This window comes from bacterium, from assembly GCA_040755795.1.
GTDB lineage: Bacteria > UBA9089 > CG2-30-40-21 > CG2-30-40-21 > SBAY01 > JBFLXS01.
In genome coordinates, this window is the sequence record JBFLXS010000013.1 from 1 (window position 1) to 20,217 (window position 20,217).

The following is a 20,217-nucleotide window of genomic DNA, read 5'->3' on the forward strand; positions in this document are numbered from 1 at the left end:
CATCAACGAGTCCGACAGGGTTACCTTGAAATCAGCAAACAAGAATCGGCAAGGGTGAAAATAATCAACCGACAAAAAAGTGTTGAAGAAATACATCAAATTATTTTGAATTTATGCTCAGGAATTGGTAACTGTTCACCGCAGAGACACAGAGACGCAGAGAAGAAAATTAAAATTTATGGACGATAGGCTTAACATCCCTGATTTTCATCAGTGCAATCTCTTGAGTCCAACAACATTAAACTTGCCCTGATGAAAATCAGGGATGGATTAACAAATCTGGTTTGCCGGCTGAACATTCGGCAAGCAGGTCCTATGTATTTCAATGGCTACACCAATAATCTTTTCTGTTATCTGATTTATTTCCATATCTTCTCTGTAAACTCTTGCGTCTCTGCGGTAAATTACCACCTGAACGGTTACCGGTAATTAAATACCGTTCGGCTGATCTCAGGACGAAACTATTTAACCAGAATTATCCGTTTGCAGGTTATGAAATCTGATGATACGCCGTGCAAAACTTACTCAACACCACAATAGGGCTATACTTTAAATATATGGAATTTCCACATATTCTGGTTATATCTGCTTCAGCAGGTGCGGGGAAAACTATGACCCTGTCTGAACGCTATATAAAGTTTCTCATTTCGCCAGAGATAAAAACCTCTGCCCGCAACATCCTGGCTATTACCTTTACCAACAAAGCCGCTGGTGAGATGAAAGAAAGAATCATTTTTGACCTTAAGAAAAGGGCTCTTTGTGATTCTAAAAACAAAGAATTAGCTGAAAAAAAACTGAATGAACTACTTGATAATTATTCAGATTTTAAGGTGCAAACCATTGACTCTTTCCTGACATCAGTAACTACTGCCTCTGCCTTTGAATTGGGGATTCCACCACATTTTGAAATAAAAATGAGCTCATCCCCGGCATTCAACTTTGCCCTTGATGAACTTCTCTCTCAGGTATATCATAATTCCCCCCTCGAGGCTATCTTCCTTAATCTTGTCGATGAACTTCTGCATATCAATTCAAGGATTACCTGGAATATAAAGAACGAAATCCTTACAAATATCAGTAGTCTAAGAAAACTGGAGGTTCTAAAAGGAGTCAAAGTAAAACGAGTTTGCACAAGCGAAGATATAAAAAAACTACGAACGAATCTTATCAAAGATGTGGAAGGATTTTGTGAAATGGGCAAGGAAAAAGTAATGTTTAGTGCAAACTTTAAGAAAGCCGTTGACAATTTCAGAAATGATGCTCACTATCAACCATGGGAAAGTAAAATGTTTCTAAAGGATGATGTGAATGAGAAAGGATTTTGTAACAAAGGTTCGATTATTACCCCTTCCCACCAGAAGGTATGGCAGGAGATTCGGCAGGGCATCTCTTCACTTGCCGAAATGACCGCTCATTGCCGTTTTGCCCCATTCATTGATATTATTAACCATTTTGATGAAGGTGTTGATTCCTTTAAAAAACACATGCAAATCATCTTCATCGAAGACCTGAACATCCTGTTGAACACATTCCTTGAAAACGAAGGGGCTGTTCCAGAAGTTTATTTTCATCTCGGTGACCGTATTGCACACTTCTTTATAGATGAATTTCAGGATACGAGTCGAAGCCAGTGGCAAACCTTATTCCCGCTTATTGAAGAGGCACTTTCAAAGACAGGTTCGCTTTTCTATGTTGGTGATAAAAAACAGGCTATCTTTGGCTTCAGAGGGGGAGAAAGTGCCCTTTTCGATGAGGCAAAAGCGAATTTTCCAAGCGTAGAGAAAGAGAAAATTAAAGAAGAATTTCCGGAGATAAACTATCGAAGTCGGGAAAATATTGTTGAATTTGTCAATAACACCTTTTGCATGGAGAATCTGAGCCATTGGGCAGAAAAGGAAAATCTCTCCCTTTCCTTTGAGACTTATCTCCATAGCCAACAGAAATCAAAAGAGAAATTTAGAGGTGGATATGTCCGAATAGAGTCGATAGATGAACCACTGGATAAAGATGAATTATATCCAAAAATTGAACAGTATCTTATTGATGTCATTGCGAACAAAATAATCCATAGATTTTCTCCAGGGGAGGTTACCATTCTTGTTAGAACGAATGATGAGGCATCGTGGGTTACCAGGGTTTTAACTGGTGCAGGGATTGCCGTGGCTTCAGAAATGACCCTTGATATTTCTTCACACCACTTGATTCAGGAAATAGTCTGTTTCTTAAAATTCCTGAACTCACCCATTGACAATCTTTCATTTGCAGGCTTTTTGCAAGGAGATATTTTCCTCAAGGCAACTGGGCTTACTTATCTCACGATTTATTCGTTTCTTCTTAAAAATCGAATAAAAAGAAAGGCACTTTACACCCTTTTCCGCGATGAATTCCCGCAGGTATGGGAGTCGCATTTAGAAAACTATTTTCAGATGGTTGGCTTTCTGCCACCTTATGATTTAGTCAGCAAAATCTTGAAAGGGTATAATGTGTTTCAGGAATTTCCAAATGAAGAAGGATTCTTTTTTCAATTGCTTGAGGTGTTGAAAAACACTGAGGTAGAAGGGGAAAATAGCCTTAAGTCGTTTCTTGCCCGCTGGAACAAAGATGAAGAGGAGAAAAAGGACTTCCATGTGGTTTTACCCGGCTATGCCAACGCCATTCGGGTAATGACCATTCATAAGGCAAAAGGGCTTGGATTTCCCGTAGTCATTTATCCATTTGCATATCTGGAAAAATCAACAATTAATGAGATTTATGAAAAGGATGGCGAGGGAATTATACCTTATCGTATTGTTGAAAAAGAGCGAAATGCATCTGCAAAACTAAGGGAACTTTACGAGAGAAGATTCACCGCCCAATTGATAGAAGGGCTAAATATATTTTATGTGGCATTGACCCGTGCCATTGATGAACTTTATATCTTTATCCCGAAATTCAAAGATTATAAAAAGTTACCTGTGCCAATTCTTGAACCCCGCCTTGAGATTGGCTCACCTGTTATTCAAACTCCAAAAACTTTAGAGCAGAGAAAAAGTCATATCTATCCTCCCCAGGTCAATGAATGGCAAGATAAACTTTATCGTCCAAAGATAAATATCGATGAATTGCGGGATACTGACCGTAAAAAGGCTAAAGAGAGAGGAATATTTATTCACGAATTTCTCGCCGGGATAGAAAGGCTATCGGAACAATGGAAGGAAGAAATTGAGGACAGGTTTGGCACTTTAAGTCAAGATAAACAGGAGATAATTCCTATCTTGAGGAATTTCTTTAAAAGAAAAGAGATGCGAAAATGGTTTATGCTTGCAGAGGATATTAGTGTCTATTGCGAAAAGGAGATTGTCGATGAAAGTGGTCAACAGTATCGAGTAGATAGGCTTCTGGTCTGGCAAGATAAAGTGGTGGTAATCGAGTTTAAATCTGGTGAACCCCAATCAGCAGAACACCAGAAACAAGTCCATACCTATTTAAGATTACTCTCAAAGATTTATCCAGATAAAACGCTTGAAGGATGGTTATTGTATGTGGATGAACTGGTAAGATGGTCATCGAATACCAGATTATCTTTGTAACATTTTAGCCATCTGAAGTGAAATTCAGGTAATCAGTTATCGGTCATCAGGGTATCGGTAAAGGGAAAAGATCAATTGGTTGTTACCGATTACCTGATTACCGATTACCTTACACTTCATTTAGGCTGGAGTTTCGTTAATTTAAGGAGCCATTGAGGCTATCTGAATCCTTATCAATCTGTTTATTTTGCTCAAAGATGGCAAAATTAGGTTCAAAAGTCTGATGATTTTTTTTGCAACTTATCCTTTGAAGTTGAGTTGATAAAAAATGCTTCACCTATTTTCTTCCCTTTGTGGTTTATCCTTTTTTAATCGCAAAGAACGCAAAGAAATCGACCGCAAAGAACGCAAAGATTAAAGAAGAAAGGAATCATGGAAAATTCACGAAACTCCAGTTCTACCATATTTCTATGAATTTCAAATTAACTTGTTTCAATATCTATTTTTTGAAACGGGTTTATCCATCAATTAAGTAGCGACAGAGCAATAGTATCCATGTGCTTGAACATAACCTTCGACATCTAATTTGTAATTCGGCACCGTTGTGCCGATGCCGGACATTGCCTTATGTTGCCGCTATGCCAAAACCTCTCTTTAACAATTCCACTATGTCCTGGTGATCCTGATGTTGCTGCTTCAGAGTTTCCATAACTTCTTTATGCCGTTGTTCTGCCTGTTGTTGCATTTCCATAGTTGCTGCATGCATCTCTCGGACTAATGTTCTGGTTCCATTGAATACATATGCCACCACTCCTGATACCGATGCTACGGTTCCAAAGATAGTGACAAGTGCAATAACCCATTCGTTCATTTCTTGCTCTCCTTTTCATGTCTGGAATTTCTGTTGGAAAAAGTCCTGTAGAAAGTTTGCGAATTTAGGGATGCTGCCAAAATTCGAGACCTAAATTCTAATATTACCACCAGTCTTGCTGATAACTACTAATTCCTTCTACTTATCAACTACCTCTTGCAACACAAATCTGTAAACCTTACCAGTCTTTAGGCTTTCTAAGTACAACCCCTCTTCATCTTCAAACATTCTCCACAGCGCTTTTCCATCCTTTTGGAAGGTATACTCCAGTGGGGTATAAATTGTGATTATTTAAAGTAATCGGTAATCAGTAATCGGTAATTTGAGATAGCAGGCTACTGCGTGCTCTTTACCGATAACCTGATAACCGATAACCGATAACCTGAGTTGATAGTAACAGGAAATCACAAAATATGCCTCTCTAAAGTATAATATCACCAGTATAGTATCCATGTGCTTGAATATAACCTTCGACATCTAATTTGTAATTCGGCACCGTTGTGCCAATGCCGATATTATCTTATGTTGTTGCTATTCCAAAACCCTTCTTTAATAATTCGACCACATCTTGATGCCGCTGTTCTGCCCGTTCGTCACTCTTTTTAAACCATTCTGTCACTTCTCGGTGTCTCTGCTCAGCTTCTCTTTGCATCTCCATAGTTGCGGTATGCATCTCACGTATTAATGTTCTGGTTCCATTGAATACGTAAGCTACAACTCCTGAAACAGATGCTACTGTTCCACAGATAGTAATAAATGCAATTATTAACTCATTCATTCTTCACTCCTTTCATCTGTGAGATTCAAACATCCCGAAGGTTTCAAACCTTCGGGAGATTCCTGCTGACTGTTCTTACTTCTTCACCTCTTGCAATAAAAATCTGTAAACCTTACCAGTCTTTAGGTTTTCAAGATATAACCCCTTTTCATCTTCAAACATCCGCCAGAGCTCTTCGCCATCTTTTTGGAAGAAAATGTCGCCGGTGTAGTATGCATGTGCTTGCACATCACCTTCTACATCTAATTTGTAATTCGGTTCCGTCGTCCCGATGCCGACATTGCCTGGGAAATATGTTCTATCAGCGTATAAAGCAATTCTTCGATAAGCAGTAGCCTCGCCTGTTTTTGTGCCTGTTATCCCACCTATATGTAGCCATTTTGAGTCTCCATCTATATTATTCGCCATCCCAATCCAGTTATCAGTATAAAGTGTGCCAGCCGAATCGGTGAAATTTAAATGCCCCGCTGTGTGAATACTACCGCTTCTCACATCAAGCGACGCTCATGGCCCGGTTGTCCCGATGCCGACATTGCCTTCCTTGGTAATCCGCATCCGTTCCTGCCAACCAGTTGCATCATCATTGGTTGAAAACACCATATCATCTGTTGGAGTACCACCCGGTACACAATTACCTATTGTCCAATCATATTGACCCGGAACCTCACCACCTACAAAACACCCTAAACCACCCATAAGGTTACCAGCAGATGGAGTAAGAACAGCATCTGCACTGTAAATTTGTGCTGCAAAGGCAGATGTAGGGCTGATAATTAGCCCAACTAACAATATCACTGAAATTATTGTCTTTTTCATTTTTTTTACTTCCTCCTTTTTAGTTTTTGTCTGTGTAAAAATGGAGATGTGGTGATATTGGAGATATGGAGATTGATTTTAAAAAATATCTCCTCCTCTCCTCTATCTCCTTATCCCCTTTGCTTACACTTTTTTTCCCTTATACGATTGCCCAGCAATAAATTTTGGAGGATGTTTTTTCACCACCTTTCTTTGCAAGATTGGGCAGGCACAAGGTATACTTTATATTTTAACCGTAAAAAGAGGGTGTTGAAAAAGTCTTCACACCCAACCCTAAATGTCTATTATTATACATTATACCCGACAATATGTCAAGTATTTTTTAATATTTTTTAAATTTATGTAACCGTTCAGGGATATAGCTACAGAGTCACAGAGAACACAGAGGGAATATATAACCACGAATGAACACAAATACAAAAAAAAGTAACATTTTAGCCATCTGAAGTGAAATTCAGGTAATCAGTTATCGGTCATCAGGTTATCGGTAAAGGGAAAAGATCAATTGGTTGCTACCGATTACCTGATTACCTTGCACTTCATTTGGGTAAATAGTTACTTATCTTTCATACATCTCTATCCCCAACTGTCATAAACCATTTACTGCCATCCAGAAGTAAATCAGCAAATTCAAAGGAAGAATTTGGATGCACAATGACTGAAGATGAATCTGGCCGTAATGAAAAACCAAACCTCTTCAGTATATTAATGAATGGATTTGTGTTAAGTAGCCCGGCAGAAATAGAATAGACCTCTCTTTTTCTTAATTCTATGATTAAATTACTTAAAAGTTCCATTCCTGCTTCCTCAGTAAGGTAAAGGAAATCTTTGATATGCACAATACCGGCTTCGGTTATAAAGATAAGATAGCCGACGATGGAGGTATTTTTTTTCAATATAATAGTTTCGACATTATACAATGGATGTTCAATGAATCTCCAATTTAGATACTTTGCACTTCGAACGCCAATTACGGGATAATTTCCTTTTACTTCATCAAAAAAGGCGTTAAATTCATCTCCAAACCTATCCCTGGTGATAGTAAATTCGTATATCCTTTTTCTAAATATTTCCGTACCTGTCCATTTCATCATTGGATTGATAATTTTACTTACCCAACGAAATTTTTTACCCCACTTATCCTCAATCTTAGAATCGAGTTTTAATAATTTTGCATAACGAAACATTTTGCCAATAACAGTATGACCTACTTTAAGGTGAACTACCAGCATTTTATCATTGGGATGGGCATATAAAAACGGGACGATTCCTTTATCCACACATTCTTTTGCCGCTTTTCTTAATTTAATCGCCACGCCAAGAGTTCTATATTTTTTATTTATCGAGAAGTCTCCGCAATTCCAGCAAATCACCTCTTGATTTTCTACCTTGACGGCTCTTGGTAAGGCACAGGTGAAACCAGCGACCTCTCCTGAGTCTTCATCAATAACCAACCATACCTTTGCATTTCCGTAAGGATTTTTTTTATATAACCAAACATATCTCTCTTCGTCTAAAGGGATTCTTCTATTTTCGTTCAATGTCTGGATTAAAATATCTTTATCTTTGTCTAAATCCGCCTCTTTAATTAATATCCCCATTTTTCCTTTTCCCCTGAAAATAGCCGCATAAATAGAACACAGATGAACACAGATTAAACGGATGAACACAGATTTTTTTTAAAAATATCTCCCTCAAAGACACAAAGGTAAAAATCTAATTCTTTAATTTATCTGTGTTATCTGTGTTCATCTGTGTCCCATTAATTTTCATCGTCCTATGTGCCGACTTGTCGGCATGAGCGTTTTTCCAAATATTTTGACATAAGTAATTCAAGCCTTTGCTGAGTATTATTCCAAATTTCTGCTCTATCTTTTTTTAATTCAATTACATCTTCCTTGTATTTTTCAATATTTTCTTTCATTTCTAATATTCCTTTCTCAATGCCCTCACTCGTATTATCAATAAATACTGCCCCTTTATAAAAGGTTTTTCTGAGTATCTCCCAATTTGAGATAATTAATGGTTTTTGTAGAGAGACTGCTTCATAGCCGCCTCTCTGCATGGTATAGTCATCAAGCGTAATAACCATAACCGCATCTGATGCTTTAAGCAAACCCGTATATTCATCATTGGGTAAAAAATCAGTAAATGTTACATTTGAAGGGGCAGGAGTAATCGTTTTTTTATTTTTTCTGGCATCGTTTAAATCACCTGTAACATAAAAATTTATCTCAGATAACCTTTCTGCCGCGGCTAAAAATGTCTCAATTGGCTCATCAATGGCAAAACTGTTGATTAATGTAATACTAAATCCTGGTTTTAATTTAAGTGGGGCAGTGTTTTTAAATTCTACTGGAACATCACTTATAATTGTGGCGTGACAATTCCATGAGTTTATTATAGATTTTAAATACTCATTGGTCACAATCGTGGTTATGGCATATTTAGAAAGGAACTTGTGTAAAAATAATGCCCTTCTTCCAAACCTTTTATCAATTATCGCCCCGGTATGGGCATCAATAATAAAACCTGCTGGGTTAAATCTTGTCCAGAAATACGCTGGTAATGCGGCAAATATAGGTGGACTCATTGTTAGAATAATATCTGGCCGCTCTTTTAAAAATATTTTATAGGTTTTTATAAATTGAAATAAATATTTAAAAAATATTGTCCAGTAATTACTCCCAAACATTCCATAATATACAAGATATGATTTACCACCTAATTTTTTAGCAATATTATCACTCCGACTACAATACGGAGCCCAGGATATAAATATAATCTTCATATTAGATAGAATACTACAAAATCAGACGAAAGTCAAGGGGAAAATATGTTAAGGTTACATCTCCTCAGATTTGACAAAATAGTAGGAACTGCCTGGTAAGGATTTAGCCTCTTCTATTGCCTTTAAGGCTAAGGCGTGGGCTTGAAAATAATTATTTATCTCTATCTTTTCATTGGTAACTATTCCAATAGAGATAGTCAAGATAGGATGGGTGGAAAAAGATTCAGGTGGATATGCAGATTTAATTTCATCATCAAAGGTAGAAATTATCTGATGAGCGATTTTCTCCCAGTTAGATACAGAGGTAATAACGGTAAATTCGTCTCCGCTACAATGTCCAATGAAATCAGTTGGATTACCAATATTTTTAATAGTTTCAGTGATGATTTTAGCCGTTAATTTAATTACTTCATCTCCTTGAAAAAAACCATAGGTTTTATTAACTGCCTTTAAATTATCTATATCAAGATATAATATGGCAAATTTTTCAGGTTGATTTATTCTTTTCTTAATCTCTTCTTTAATAAAGAAATTGCCAGGCAAGCCGGTTAATGGGTCAAGTGATTTTTCATAGTCTGTCCTTCGCAGGTAGGCATTGAGTTGTGAAGATACTTTTTTAGACTCAAATATATCAGTTATATGTCCATTTGCTCCACTTTCTAAAATCTTAATTTCTTGCTCTGTCGTTTTTGCCCCAAAGGTAATGATGGGGAGGTGTCCAGAGCGTGGGTCATTTTTAAGCCTTCGGATAATAATTAATATATCTGGTAAACAAGCATTTAAAAGTATAAGGTTTGGATAAGTATGATATACTTTTCCCAGGACATCCTCTCCGCTATGGGCACAAATTGTCTCAAATCCATCTTTTTCTAAACCATAGACAAGCAAATTGGCATTTAACGGTTCTCCATCTCCTATTAATATTTTTTTATCGGGAGTTTTTGTTTTATTTCTTCTTGTTTCTTCTAATTCTATGATTTGTTGAAACACCTCGACTATATTAGCATCAAATTCTGCGCCCGCAGATTGTTTCAATTGATTTATCGCCTCTTGAAAAGATAATGCCTGTCTATAAGGTCTATTTGAAATCATAGCGCTAAAAGCATCTACAACCTTAATAATACTTGCCTCCATCGGAATCTCATCTTGACAAAGACCATCTGGATAGCCTTTTCCATCAGGTGATTCATGATGATAGCGAATGGCTGATAGGAGTTGTCCTGGAAGTCCTACTGGCGTGAGAATTCGTTCGCTAATAAGCGGGTGTTTTTTAATGTTGTTAAATTCTATATTATCTAACTTGCCTGGTTTTTGCAATACCTTTTCACCAATAGCAATTTTTCCAATATCATGGAGTAAAGTAGATATTTTTATGATTTCGATTTCTATATTTTTAAATCCCAGTTCTTGAGCAATTGAGGCGGCATAGTATGCTTTTCTCTCAGAATGCCCTTGATTATACGCATCTCTGGCATCTACCATCTGGGCTATTTTTTTCGCTATATCTCGTATATCTTCGTATCTATATAAATTTTCCGCATTACCATTCTCAATTTGATTAGCCAAAACAGACAATTGCTTCATACACTTTACAAATTCATTTTCCATTTCTTGCCCCTTTTTATTCTATACTCCAGTGGGGTATAAATTGTGATTATTTAAAGTAATCGGTAATCGGTAATCAGTAATCGGTAATTTGAGATAGCAGGCTACTGCTTGCTCTTTACCGATAACCTGATAACCGATAACCTGAGTTGATAGTAACAGGAAATCACAAAATATGCCTCTCTAAAGTATACATAGATATTGCCCTTATTGTCACAGGCAATACATATTAGTTTATTCAACCTGTTTTCTTATATTATACCATAAAACTACCCACTTTGTCAAATTTTTTTATATTGTGGGGCAATATTTCTATCTGCGACATAAATATTGCCTTGTTCATCTACGGAATAAATAGGGGAACTTCTTTTTTATAATCAAGATATTCCTGTCCAAACTCTTTAATCAATTCTTTTTCTTCAATCCATATTCGAATTAATCGTATGGGGACAAAAACAGCTATGATATAGACCACCATATAATATGAGTTAGGAATAAGTGCAAATCCAAACCCTTTAAAAAGACTGGCTAAATAATTTGGATGTCGAACATATTTATACGGTCCATCTTTAATCAATTTATGGTTTTGTTTTATTTCGATATGCAAACTCCAGAATTCATTGAGGGTCTTGACAGCCCACCGTCTAAGTAAAAGCCCTGAGATATACATAATTAATCCAATCGCTGTAATTATAAGGTTAGGATTCTTTTTTACCATAAAATACTCAATTGGAGCACCAAAAAGAATCAGGATATAAGAACCTGCCATCAGGCTATACGACCATTTAGCCATTATTCTGCCTGGTGCTCTTTGTTTCTTTTTAATAGAGGCTTCAGCAAGAAATTCATAAATAAAAGCACAGGTAATAAATAAAAGATAAAATATTGTCCATTCCATTTTATAAAATTGTATTGACATTTTGTTCCTCACTGTATGCAAGATGCAAGATACAAGATGCAAGTTGATAGTTGATGGTTGATAGTTGATGGTTAGTAGAACATAAACTATCAACTATAGACTATCAACTATCCTGTATCCTGCATCCTGCATCTAAATACTGACGGCTGAAACTAACCCCTGAACAGTTACCTTATTTCATACTACCTTTGTAACTATTCAGCCACAGATGAACACAGATGAAACACAGAAAATAAAAATAGTTTCTCGATAACAAACTATTCCCCCTTAATAAAGGGGGTTAGGGGGGTTGTTGCTTCTTTCTTGAAGGAAGATTCCTCCCCCTTACCCCCTCCAGAGGGGGACATCCACCCTCTTAATCCCTCGCCAGCGGGGGACATCAACCTCTAACCTGTATCTCTTCTTATCCCTTGCCCCTTGCCCTTCTATTTCATCCGTGTTAATCCGTGTCAATCAGTGGCTGAATAGTTACCTACCTTTTTAATGACTATGGCTGAGTTTTTTCCACCAAATCCAAATGAGTTTGAAAAAGCGACATTAACTACCTTTTCTCGTCCTTTATTTGGCACATAATCCAGGTCACAAGTTAGGTCAGGGGTTTCATAGTTGATTGTTGGTGGAATAAAACTTTTATCAATAGCTAAGGCACAGACGATTAATTCTACCGCACCGGTAGCACCAATAGAGTGCCCAAGCATAGATTTCGTTGAACTGACGGGAATATGATAGGCATAATCACCAAAAGCCTGTTTGATGACTAATGTTTCCGTGCGGTCACCCAGTGGCGTAGAGCTACCATGGGGATTGATATAATCTACCTCTTGCGGGGATATATTGGCTGATTGTAGGGCTAATTTAAAAGCACGAGCCGCCTCTTTACCATCAGGTGCCGGGGCACACATATGATAGGCATCATTTGTTGTGGCAAAACTAACAATTTCGGCATAGATATGTGCCCCGCGAGCTTTGGCATGTTCAATCTCTTCTAAAATAACCACGCCTGCTCCTTCGCCTATGACAAATCCATCCCGATTGGCATCAAAAGGTCTTGATGCTTTTTGTGGCTCATCATTTCTAAGTGATAAGGCATTCATGGCATAAAATGAGGTTATGACCACCGGTCGTATAGGTGCCTCTGCACCACCAGCCACCACAACATCCACTTCTCCATTACGAATAGCATTAAATCCATAGCCAATGGCATCTGTGCCTGCTGGACAACCGCTGGAAATAGTTAGACTTGCACCTTTTAATCCGAGTTCTAACGAAACCATAGAAGAAAGTGCCCCGGAGAAGGCAATTATAGATAAAAATGGACTTATCTTCGCCGGTCCTTCTTGAATGAAACTTATTATCTGTTCTTCAGCAAAGGCTAATCCACCCACACCTGCACCGATAATGACATCAATTCGCTCTTTATCTTCTTTAATTAAATCTATTTGGGCATCTTTGAGGGCAAGTTTAGCCGCACTAACAGCAAATTGTGTTTCACGGTCAGTTCGCTTTAAACTCTTTTTATCCATATATTTTGCAGGGTCAAAATCCTTTATCTCAGCTGCTATCCTTACCGGTATTGATGAGGCATCAAATAAGGTTATACGACTTACCCCTGGAGTTCCTTGACAAAGGGCACTCCAGAAATCTTCCTTTCCAAAACCAATTGGTGTAATTACTCCAATACCCGTAATAACACATCTGCGTGGAATTCTTATTGCCTCCTTCTCGACTATGGAAAAAGGAATGATTTTCTCGCCACCCCTACTTTTTGCCGTATAAAGTGCCTGTTTTACCTTATCTATTAATTCCTTTGAGCTAGAAATTTTATCCCCAAAACTCGCAATTCCACAACTAATCGTCAAAACAATATTTAATCCCTCTTTTTGGCAAAAGTGGTGATTATTAATTTCTGTCTGAATCCGTTGGGCTAATATCTTAGCATTATCTTCTTTCGTCTCAGTTAAAATAAGGATAAACTCATCCTCCTCAGCCCTGATTAACACATCTTCTTTTCGAGTATAACTTAACAAAATCTCTGCTGTCTCCTTTAGAATAGAATCACCTGCGGCGTAGCCATATAGGTTATTGAGTCTTCTAAAGTTATCAATATTAAATATAATCAAGGATAGAGGTCTATTCTTCCGGGTTGCCAGACTTATTTCCTCATCTAATCTTTCCTCCAGATAGATGCGGTTATGTAAGCCAGTTAATTCATCCACATGGATTAACTTTTCCTTTCCTTTCAGCAAATTGGTTATACTTTCTGCTTTTTCAGTAAGGGAGTAATGTTCAATAACGGATTCTTTTAATGGTTCAATTAATACCCGTATCATTCTACCAAAGGTATTAAATTCAGTTTGTGAAATTTTTTTAATCTTTTTAAGGGCATCGATTGCCTTTTGTGGATTGATGTTTAACTCCTTGAGGTAATTGATATATTTGGCTTCATCTATATCATCAGACAGGATTCCGCCACCAACAATTGCGGCAACAGGTTTTTGATTGATGATAATTGGCAGGGCAAAATTAGTTAAGCCAGTATGACATTTAAAGATAGTCCATCCTTCTCTTAATGCCCCTTCCCAGAAACAGCCTTCAAGGTAAGAAAAGATACATTTCTGATAGCCGGATTTTGAATCTAAGATAACCTGGCAAAAAGGGGAAGTATATTGTCTTTCGAGGGTATTTTTACCATCTACACCGATAATCTGAATTCCCGAGCCAATGGTTTTCTCACAAATATCTTGCACCTCTTCCCATTGATTAAAGAGGTTTAATAATTTCCATAAATTGGTTTGTAAATCTTGTTGTTCCATTTACATATACCTCTCATGAAAGTAGAAAGTAGAAAGTAGAGAGTAGAGAGTAGAGAGTAAAGAAAATATCACTCCTCACGCCTATCTCCTTACCTCCCACCTTCTATCTCCTACCACTATTTTCATTCTCATTTGTGAACCAACTGTTCATGAGCGTTTCTCTTATATTAACTTTGGATTCCCCATTTCGGAGTTTTTATCCAAGAGTTTTCTAATCTCAGTTAGAAATGATTTTACTACATCCGGAGCATTAGCCCTTAGACTCAGGTCAAGAATATCAAGTTTACAAACCCCATCTATATAGGTTTTAGTTATTGCCTCAACCCTATCCTGAATCAAGTCAAATTTACCCTTAATAATATCGCTACACTTAAACATAGATTCTTTGTCGTATTTAAGGACGGTTGCCAGGTCAAATATATCTCTTACTTTAAGATTTTCCGGTCTGTAAAACATCTTTTTAAGCACAATCTCAACAGGAACATCTATTCTTACTGCAATTCCATCAATATCCATTGCTAAAGGCTTAATACCTGTTAGATTGGGAGCGACTATAAAATCTATTTCACTCTCTTTGAACTTTAACTTAAGGTAATTAGACTGTTCATCATAATCAGAGACATATTTTTCCACTTTATCGTTAAGTCTTGGTGTCAAAAGGGTAATAAACTGGGCGTTGTTAAAAAAGATATCAATATCTCTGCTTAACCTATGTTTGTAATGAAGCATTAAAGCCGTTCCGCCGCCCAATGTCCACTCAGAAATGTTTGCAGATTGAAGAAAAAACTCTGCAAGTTTTAATATTTCCTTCCAGTCTTTTGGTTCTTCAATCAACATTAAATATTTCCTCAAGATTCCTATTAGTATATAGGGGTTGGATGTATTTAAAATAATAAGACTTAAGTATTTCCATAGAAATTCCATTCTGGTGACAGAATTTACAGACTACCGAAGGAGATACTTCGGTAAAAAAACTGTAGATGTGCTGGTCATATTTAGTCGGGAATTCACACTTTTTCAGTAGTTCAACCAGAGTTGATTCTCTAAGAGAATATTTCATCGGTGCATTTATGGTTGTAAAAACACTCACCATTTTTTTCCATCCTTGAATGGTTATCTGGCTTCAACCCTATTTTTAATTGCCTTCAGTGTGTCATCCGCCATCTTATAAACAATTTTAGCCACGATGAATTTACCAATGATAGGTCCGATTAGAGGTATTTTTTTATACTCAAAATTATGGATTAAGGTAATTTTAGTGGTGTTACCTACTTCTTCAAATAACCATTCTATCTTCATTCCGGGAATAGGACCTGCAAGTTGTTCAGCGGTGATAGATTTATTTTTCTCTAATTTAACTAAAGACCGCCAGGTGATTTCTTTACCGCCAGCCATACCCGAGCGCTCTATTATTATATTATCGGCATTTTTCTCAATAATCTTTACCTTTTTGTAGGTGGGGATAAATTCTGGGTAGCGTTCAAAATCCGTAGCTATTTCAAAAACTTTATCAATATCTTTATTGATGATGATGGTATTTTTTGTCTGAATCACAAAAATCTCACTCCTATTGAACTGCAATAACGATGTGTCGTTTATCCTGAATAGATATAGATACTTTTTCTCCTGAAAATAGTATTTGGAGTGCGAAAGCTTGCTTTCGCTTTGGCTTGCTTTACTTTGCCAAAGCCACTTTTGGCTTACCTCCAAAGCGGTGGCAAGCCACCGCACTCCAAAAATTTTCATCTTCGTTTGTGAGCCGCAGGGGCATGACGGTTTCTCCTGAAAATAGGAAGTAGAGAGTAAAGAAAACATCACTCCTCACGCCTATCTCCTTACCTTCCACCTTCTATCTCCTATCTACTATTTTCATCTTCATTTGTGAACTAACGGTTCCCTTTTCTTCTTTCAAGGTATTTTAAATCTTCCATATCTTTAGGTCTATTGACTGCTTTTTTATTCTTTATCAGCTCATCTAATCCAATATAATAAATAGGGATCATGTTTTTGTTGAATTTTATCGTTTCAACTTTTCTATTTCCCCAGGCTTTAGAAAATTCAATATTAGTAATTTTATTTAACAAATCAATTCTGTTAGGAGGCACTCCAAATTGAACTATCAAACCTGGTTTTGCTAATTCTTCTATGTTTTCAATTTCTGGAATGTTCCCATCCCAAAATTCATCCAGCATCTTAAATAAATTTCCAATATTTTCTGCTGAATTTTCATAAAATATATCCATATCTCCTGTTAATCGAGGATAACCATAATAAATTACAGCCTCACCACCAATAATTAAATACTTCACACAATACTTATGAAGAAGCATTAAAAATTCTTGCATATCATTGGAAAAATAAGATACTTTCATATATTTTTCTCTCTGATTTTCTTGTTAAGTTTATAAGCCTCCTTTACATCAAGACTTTTTGTTCCATAAACTCTTTTCCTTAGTTCTAATGCAATTTCTTGCCGTTGCTTTGGGGTCAATTGGGTCTGCTGCAAAATATTCCATTCCTCAGCCGCTTTAAAATTATTGGTTTTATAAACAATTCTTTCCATAAAATACCTCTGTTTACAGTTTCTGCAATTTTTATAATTTCTAATATGTTGAAGATAAATCCTTATTCAATAATCGCCACGGCTCTTGTCCAACCAGCTCCTGCCTTTTCTATATTTACTGGAAAACAAATAACTTTAAACCCATACGGTTTTGGTATTTTATCCAGATTAGCCATTTTTTCAATGTGGCAGTATTCCTTTTTTCTGCCGACAAAATGGGCGGGCCAGAGATATTTAGCATCCTTTGTTTTAATATAATCATCAAACATCGCCTGCCAACCGCGGTCAAAACCAAAGGCATCAATCCCCATTATCTTTACTCCTTGATCAATTAGCCATAAAGTTGCTTCTTCAGACATTCCAGGATGATTTAGATATTCTTTACTATCTTGAAATTTATCCCAGCCGGTCATAATCAGGACGATGTCATCAGGTTTAATCTGGTAATTAATCTTTTGCAAGGCAAATTTTATATCCTCGACGGTGATAAACTCACCCGCCTTTTTATGTCTTAAATCAAGCACGACGCCATCTGAGTAGCACCATTGGAGTGGAACTTCACCAATAGTTTTAGCCGGTTTGTTTTCAACAGTAGGACCGAAATGCCAGGGGGCATCAAGATGAGTTCCGGCATGGGTATCGGTTTTAATTTCTTCTAAGGCTATCCCCATCTGGTCAGGAAAATCTTTTGAGGTAATTCTATAGCTGCCCATTAAATAGAGGATAAAGTTTTTTAGATGTCCTATGAATGAGTTACCTTTACACAGCAAAGCCCCTAATCCAAGTAAAAATGCCCCTGTCTTATGACTCATATACTTAATTTTAGGTGGGTCAGGCTCTGGACCATAACCTTTTAACGCCAAACTTAAATCTATTATCTGCATTTTATCTTTCTCTTTTTAAACCCTTCCTTCTTTTATCTTTTCCCACATTTTAAGTTTTTCTTGAGGAAGTGTAGTTTGAATAAATTCATTTGCCTTTTCTAACCAATTCAATTTACTCTCTGCGGACATATCTTTAAATCTTTTTATATTTTCTCTACTTACTCTAAAACTATATCTTTTCTTCTTCATTTTTCACCAGTTCTCTGTTTAATTCCTTGTAACCGTTCAGGGATATAGCCACAGAGTCACAGAGAACACAGAGGGAATATATAACCACGAATGAACACGAATAATAAAAAGATTTGTAGTGCGAGGCTTTAGCCTCGCTTCTGGCAAGCAGGAAAGCGAACCTAAAGGTTCGCACTACATTTATCGAATGTCAGAGGTTAATTCGTGTACTTATGTGGCTAATTTCTCTAATTCTCTGTGAACTCTGTGCCTCTGTGGCTGAACGGTTACAATTCCTTGAATACATCTTCGTAGTACATACTTATTTATTCTCTATTTAAAGTTTCAAGAGGTTGACTGAAAATCAAAGTTGGCAACTTGTGGCGATATGAACAGAGGTGCATTTTTTCTCGTATGTTACCTCCTCATTAGTCGCTGGATGTTTTTTTACCTGGTCATCTTTCGTATGCAAAATACCCATATCTATTTGCCAGTTATCTTTTTTATATCCTGCTCCCAGAGAATAGTAGTTTCTATCAATATCTATCAAATTGGTCATACTGACTGCTTTATCTGGCATTGGAGATGGGTCTGTAAAGAAACCTGCCCGTAGTTTCCACAATTCGTTAAGTGTATATTCTGCCCCAAGTCGAATCTTATCAACATCCTTCCAGTCTAAATCTTCATTTGTATTAACAAATGGTTCTATTTGCTGAGTGGTATAGGTAATTTCATCTCTTTGTTTACTCCAATCTGTGCGATTCCAATCACCCGTCAGGGTAAGTTTAGGATTTGGTTGGTAGGCTATGCCAAACCCGTAAGTAGATGGATGTCTGAATACCTGCTCATAGTCAGTGCTGTGATTTAAGAAAGGTATAGCCGTATGTGTTCTCTTAGCAGAACCGTCAAAGGTTATCTTACTGCCTGTCCGATAGATAAAGCCTAAGTTTAAATTAGGCTGATACTTGTAAAATAGACTAAATACCCCTTCAAAATCTGAGCCATCACCATCATAATCAATTTTATAGGTGTAACCCGGTGTAACTTTCTGTGCAGATTTTTCAAGTTTTCCCCAAACCAAATTCAATCCTAATCCTGCCGATAAGTTAGGCATTATCTCCTTTTTGGCGGCAGAAATATTAAAGACTATCTCATAAGCCTCAATTTCATATTTACCGCTGATTGTTCCAACTGTATCTTCCCAGGTAGAGGCATATCCCAGAGGAGTATAAATCGCCCCACCAACGACAAAACCTCTAAATTGTGTATATCCTGCTATAGTCGGCAGATAGACGGTAGATTTAACATCTTGTTTATTAAATCTGTCAATCTCGTTTCCTGGATTAACAAATACATCTTTCTGATCTTTATTCGGTTGTAATGGATTAGCAATTGAATTACTGTCACTTGCCTCTGCCGGGACATAATCCAGGCTAAACCCAAAACCTTTGCCTTCAAGTTGAGTTAATCCGGCAGGATTCCAGATAACCGCAGACCAATCATCAGCCAGACCAATAAATGCCCCACCCATAGTTAATGGTCTGACACATACCCCCGGTCCTTCAAAAGCCGCTGTCCAACCTTCTTTGACATAGCTCAGACAAAAGATGCTCATTACTACTAAAATACTTAACCATTTTTTTAACATGATAATTTACCTCCTTATTTTATTAACCCCTTTATAAGATCAGCAACAACGGGGTTCATAATTGTTAGAGCAAGAAACATAAGAATGATCATAAAATTCATCTTCATATCCAGTCTTTTAATATTTCCCTCTAACACTACTCTCTCCATTTCTATTTTGCCAAGTAATTCTGCTTTATCCATTTCTATTTTGCCAAGTAATTCTGCTTTATCCATTTCTATTTTGCCAACTAATTCTGCTTTATCCTTTTCCATTTTGCCAAGTAATTCTACTTTGTCCTTTTCCATTTTGCCAAGTAATTCTACTTTGTCCTTTTCCATTTTGCCAAGTAATTCTGCTTTAACAGCATTTATTCTTTCCTCTAATACATCCATTTTGCCAAGTAATTCTGTTCTAACAGCATTTATTCTTTCCTCAAATACATCCTTTGTTGTTCTCCACTTATCTTCTATTTCCTTTGATATGCCACCCTCTAATACCCTTATTATCCTCTTTGCATCCTCTTTCCCAAACCCCTTTTCAAATGTCTCATAAGCCTCTAATGGTAATGCTACAGCCATTTAAATACCTCCTCATTTTTGGTAATTGGTAACTGGTGAATGGTAATTAGTAGAGCGTTCTCTAAGTAGATATAACAATATTATAGTAAGTATTAACCAAAAGTTCACATTAGTATTGTTGATAGTTGATGGTTGATAGTTGATGGTTGATAGTTGATGGTTGATGGTTGATAGTCTATGAAACTATAAACTATCAACTATAAACTATCAACCATCAACCCTGTTGCTATATCTGTTCTATGAGAATTTTTCGTTAATAACTATTATATGTATTTAGAGAACGCTACATTAG

At 36.8% G+C, this 20,217-nt stretch carries 24 protein-coding genes; 2 read left to right on the forward strand and 22 right to left on the reverse strand.

Annotated elements, in window-relative coordinates; translation table 11 throughout:
* The coding region (locus AB1414_01910; GenBank protein ID MEW6606195.1) for a hypothetical protein at positions 1-189 on the forward strand (189 nt) is incomplete at its 5' end.
* Between the two features lie 368 nt (positions 190-557).
* On the forward strand, positions 558-3,569 hold the full coding sequence (locus AB1414_01915) for a UvrD-helicase domain-containing protein (protein ID MEW6606196.1): 3,012 nt from the start codon (positions 558-560) through the stop codon (positions 3,567-3,569).
* Positions 3,570-3,705: 136 nt separating this feature from the next.
* Here AB1414_01915 and AB1414_01920 read toward each other — a convergent pair whose 3' ends face one another.
* The 22 genes from AB1414_01920 to AB1414_02025 form a co-directional block, all read right to left on the reverse strand.
* Positions 3,706-3,846 carry a hypothetical protein gene (locus AB1414_01920; protein ID MEW6606197.1) on the reverse strand — a complete coding sequence of 47 codons (141 nt, stop codon included), beginning with the start codon at positions 3,844-3,846 and terminating at the stop codon, positions 3,706-3,708.
* Between the two features lie 288 nt (positions 3,847-4,134).
* Entirely contained in the window at positions 4,135-4,380 is a 246-nt protein-coding gene (locus AB1414_01925) for a hypothetical protein (GenBank protein ID MEW6606198.1), read from the reverse strand.
* Between the two features lie 291 nt (positions 4,381-4,671).
* On the reverse strand, positions 4,672-4,857 hold the full coding sequence (locus AB1414_01930; GenBank protein MEW6606199.1) for a hypothetical protein: 186 nt from the start codon (positions 4,855-4,857) through the stop codon (positions 4,672-4,674).
* A gap of 43 nt (positions 4,858-4,900) precedes the next feature.
* A complete protein-coding gene (locus AB1414_01935; protein ID MEW6606200.1) occupies positions 4,901-5,158 on the reverse strand; it encodes a hypothetical protein in 258 nt (85 codons plus the stop codon).
* Between the two features lie 75 nt (positions 5,159-5,233).
* On the reverse strand, positions 5,234-5,566 hold the full coding sequence (locus AB1414_01940; GenBank protein ID MEW6606201.1) for a hypothetical protein: 333 nt from the start codon (positions 5,564-5,566) through the stop codon (positions 5,234-5,236).
* Between the two features lie 96 nt (positions 5,567-5,662).
* Positions 5,663-5,974, reverse strand: a complete 312-nt coding sequence (locus AB1414_01945; protein ID MEW6606202.1) for a hypothetical protein — start codon at positions 5,972-5,974, stop codon at positions 5,663-5,665.
* A 566-nt stretch (positions 5,975-6,540) separates the two neighbouring features.
* Positions 6,541-7,575 carry a hypothetical protein gene (locus AB1414_01950; protein ID MEW6606203.1) on the reverse strand — a complete coding sequence of 345 codons (1,035 nt, stop codon included), beginning with the start codon at positions 7,573-7,575 and terminating at the stop codon, positions 6,541-6,543.
* Between the two features lie 176 nt (positions 7,576-7,751).
* Positions 7,752-8,765 carry a hypothetical protein gene (locus tag AB1414_01955; GenBank protein ID MEW6606204.1) on the reverse strand — a complete coding sequence of 338 codons (1,014 nt, stop codon included), beginning with the start codon at positions 8,763-8,765 and terminating at the stop codon, positions 7,752-7,754.
* 54 nt (positions 8,766-8,819) lie between these two features.
* Positions 8,820-10,373 carry an HD domain-containing phosphohydrolase gene (locus tag AB1414_01960; GenBank protein MEW6606205.1) on the reverse strand — a complete coding sequence of 518 codons (1,554 nt, stop codon included), beginning with the start codon at positions 10,371-10,373 and terminating at the stop codon, positions 8,820-8,822.
* 340 nt (positions 10,374-10,713) lie between these two features.
* Positions 10,714-11,289, reverse strand: coding sequence for an isoprenylcysteine carboxylmethyltransferase family protein (locus tag AB1414_01965; GenBank protein ID MEW6606206.1), 576 nt, complete (start codon positions 11,287-11,289; stop codon positions 10,714-10,716).
* A gap of 324 nt (positions 11,290-11,613) precedes the next feature.
* Positions 11,614-11,742 carry a hypothetical protein gene (locus tag AB1414_01970; protein ID MEW6606207.1) on the reverse strand — a complete coding sequence of 43 codons (129 nt, stop codon included), beginning with the start codon at positions 11,740-11,742 and terminating at the stop codon, positions 11,614-11,616.
* Positions 11,739-14,102 carry a beta-ketoacyl-ACP synthase II gene (gene fabF, locus AB1414_01975; GenBank protein MEW6606208.1) on the reverse strand — a complete coding sequence of 788 codons (2,364 nt, stop codon included), beginning with the start codon at positions 14,100-14,102 and terminating at the stop codon, positions 11,739-11,741. The genes AB1414_01970 and fabF overlap by 4 nt, the downstream gene beginning before the upstream one ends.
* Positions 14,103-14,264: 162 nt before the next feature.
* Positions 14,265-14,939, reverse strand: a complete 675-nt coding sequence (locus AB1414_01980; GenBank protein ID MEW6606209.1) for a nucleotidyl transferase AbiEii/AbiGii toxin family protein — start codon at positions 14,937-14,939, stop codon at positions 14,265-14,267.
* Positions 14,929-15,195, reverse strand: a complete 267-nt coding sequence (locus tag AB1414_01985; GenBank protein MEW6606210.1) for a hypothetical protein — start codon at positions 15,193-15,195, stop codon at positions 14,929-14,931. Before AB1414_01985 ends, AB1414_01980 begins: the two co-directional genes overlap by 11 nt.
* A gap of 20 nt (positions 15,196-15,215) precedes the next feature.
* A complete protein-coding gene (locus AB1414_01990) occupies positions 15,216-15,656 on the reverse strand; it encodes an SRPBCC family protein (protein ID MEW6606211.1) in 441 nt (146 codons plus the stop codon).
* 121 nt (positions 15,657-15,777) lie between these two features.
* The gene (locus AB1414_01995) at positions 15,778-15,948 is read right to left on the reverse strand and encodes a hypothetical protein (protein MEW6606212.1); all 171 of its coding nucleotides are present in this window, start codon (positions 15,946-15,948) and stop codon (positions 15,778-15,780) included.
* 40 nt (positions 15,949-15,988) lie between these two features.
* Positions 15,989-16,447: a DUF6036 family nucleotidyltransferase gene (locus AB1414_02000; GenBank protein MEW6606213.1), complete on the reverse strand. Its 459-nt coding sequence runs from the start codon at positions 16,445-16,447 to the stop codon at positions 15,989-15,991.
* Positions 16,448-16,470: 23 nt separating this feature from the next.
* Entirely contained in the window at positions 16,471-16,665 is a 195-nt protein-coding gene (locus tag AB1414_02005) for a hypothetical protein (protein MEW6606214.1), read from the reverse strand.
* A 62-nt stretch (positions 16,666-16,727) separates the two neighbouring features.
* The gene (locus tag AB1414_02010) at positions 16,728-17,549 is read right to left on the reverse strand and encodes a cyclase family protein (GenBank protein MEW6606215.1); all 822 of its coding nucleotides are present in this window, start codon (positions 17,547-17,549) and stop codon (positions 16,728-16,730) included.
* A 15-nt stretch (positions 17,550-17,564) separates the two neighbouring features.
* On the reverse strand, positions 17,565-17,738 hold the full coding sequence (locus tag AB1414_02015) for a hypothetical protein (protein ID MEW6606216.1): 174 nt from the start codon (positions 17,736-17,738) through the stop codon (positions 17,565-17,567).
* Positions 17,739-18,081: 343 nt separating this feature from the next.
* A complete protein-coding gene (locus tag AB1414_02020) occupies positions 18,082-19,365 on the reverse strand; it encodes an outer membrane protein transport protein (GenBank protein ID MEW6606217.1) in 1,284 nt (427 codons plus the stop codon).
* Between the two features lie 14 nt (positions 19,366-19,379).
* On the reverse strand, positions 19,380-19,925 hold the full coding sequence (locus AB1414_02025) for a hypothetical protein (protein MEW6606218.1): 546 nt from the start codon (positions 19,923-19,925) through the stop codon (positions 19,380-19,382).
* Positions 19,926-20,217 lie beyond the last annotated feature (292 nt).

What these genes read in the sequence shown, in the direction of transcription:
- AB1414_01965 (MEW6606206.1), bottom strand. Translation starts at nt 11,289, where the DNA reads ATGTCAATACAATTTTATAAAATGGAATGGACAATATTTTATCTTTTA.
- AB1414_02020 (MEW6606217.1), bottom strand. Translation starts at nt 19,365, where the DNA reads ATGTTAAAAAAATGGTTAAGTATTTTAGTAGTAATGAGCATCTTTTGT.
- fabF (MEW6606208.1), bottom strand. Translation starts at nt 14,102, where the DNA reads ATGGAACAACAAGATTTACAAACCAATTTATGGAAATTATTAAACCTC.
- AB1414_02000 (MEW6606213.1), bottom strand. Translation starts at nt 16,447, where the DNA reads ATGCAAGAATTTTTAATGCTTCTTCATAAGTATTGTGTGAAGTATTTA.
- AB1414_01985 (MEW6606210.1), bottom strand. Translation starts at nt 15,195, where the DNA reads ATGGTGAGTGTTTTTACAACCATAAATGCACCGATGAAATATTCTCTT.
- AB1414_01960 (MEW6606205.1), bottom strand. Translation starts at nt 10,373, where the DNA reads ATGGAAAATGAATTTGTAAAGTGTATGAAGCAATTGTCTGTTTTGGCT.
- AB1414_01925 (MEW6606198.1), bottom strand. Translation starts at nt 4,380, where the DNA reads ATGAACGAATGGGTTATTGCACTTGTCACTATCTTTGGAACCGTAGCA.
- AB1414_01930 (MEW6606199.1), bottom strand. Translation starts at nt 4,857, where the DNA reads ATGTCGAAGGTTATATTCAAGCACATGGATACTATACTGGTGATATTA.
- AB1414_01955 (MEW6606204.1), bottom strand. Translation starts at nt 8,765, where the DNA reads ATGAAGATTATATTTATATCCTGGGCTCCGTATTGTAGTCGGAGTGAT.
- AB1414_02010 (MEW6606215.1), bottom strand. Translation starts at nt 17,549, where the DNA reads ATGCAGATAATAGATTTAAGTTTGGCGTTAAAAGGTTATGGTCCAGAG.
- AB1414_01980 (MEW6606209.1), bottom strand. Translation starts at nt 14,939, where the DNA reads ATGTTGATTGAAGAACCAAAAGACTGGAAGGAAATATTAAAACTTGCA.
- AB1414_01950 (MEW6606203.1), bottom strand. Translation starts at nt 7,575, where the DNA reads ATGGGGATATTAATTAAAGAGGCGGATTTAGACAAAGATAAAGATATT.
- AB1414_01935 (MEW6606200.1), bottom strand. Translation starts at nt 5,158, where the DNA reads ATGAATGAGTTAATAATTGCATTTATTACTATCTGTGGAACAGTAGCA.
- AB1414_02005 (MEW6606214.1), bottom strand. Translation starts at nt 16,665, where the DNA reads ATGGAAAGAATTGTTTATAAAACCAATAATTTTAAAGCGGCTGAGGAA.
- AB1414_01940 (MEW6606201.1), bottom strand. Translation starts at nt 5,566, where the DNA reads ATGGCGAATAATATAGATGGAGACTCAAAATGGCTACATATAGGTGGG.
- AB1414_02025 (MEW6606218.1), bottom strand. Translation starts at nt 19,925, where the DNA reads ATGGCTGTAGCATTACCATTAGAGGCTTATGAGACATTTGAAAAGGGG.
- AB1414_01945 (MEW6606202.1), bottom strand. Translation starts at nt 5,974, where the DNA reads ATGAAAAAGACAATAATTTCAGTGATATTGTTAGTTGGGCTAATTATC.
- AB1414_02015 (MEW6606216.1), bottom strand. Translation starts at nt 17,738, where the DNA reads ATGAAGAAGAAAAGATATAGTTTTAGAGTAAGTAGAGAAAATATAAAA.
- AB1414_01915 (MEW6606196.1), top strand. Translation starts at nt 558, where the DNA reads ATGGAATTTCCACATATTCTGGTTATATCTGCTTCAGCAGGTGCGGGG.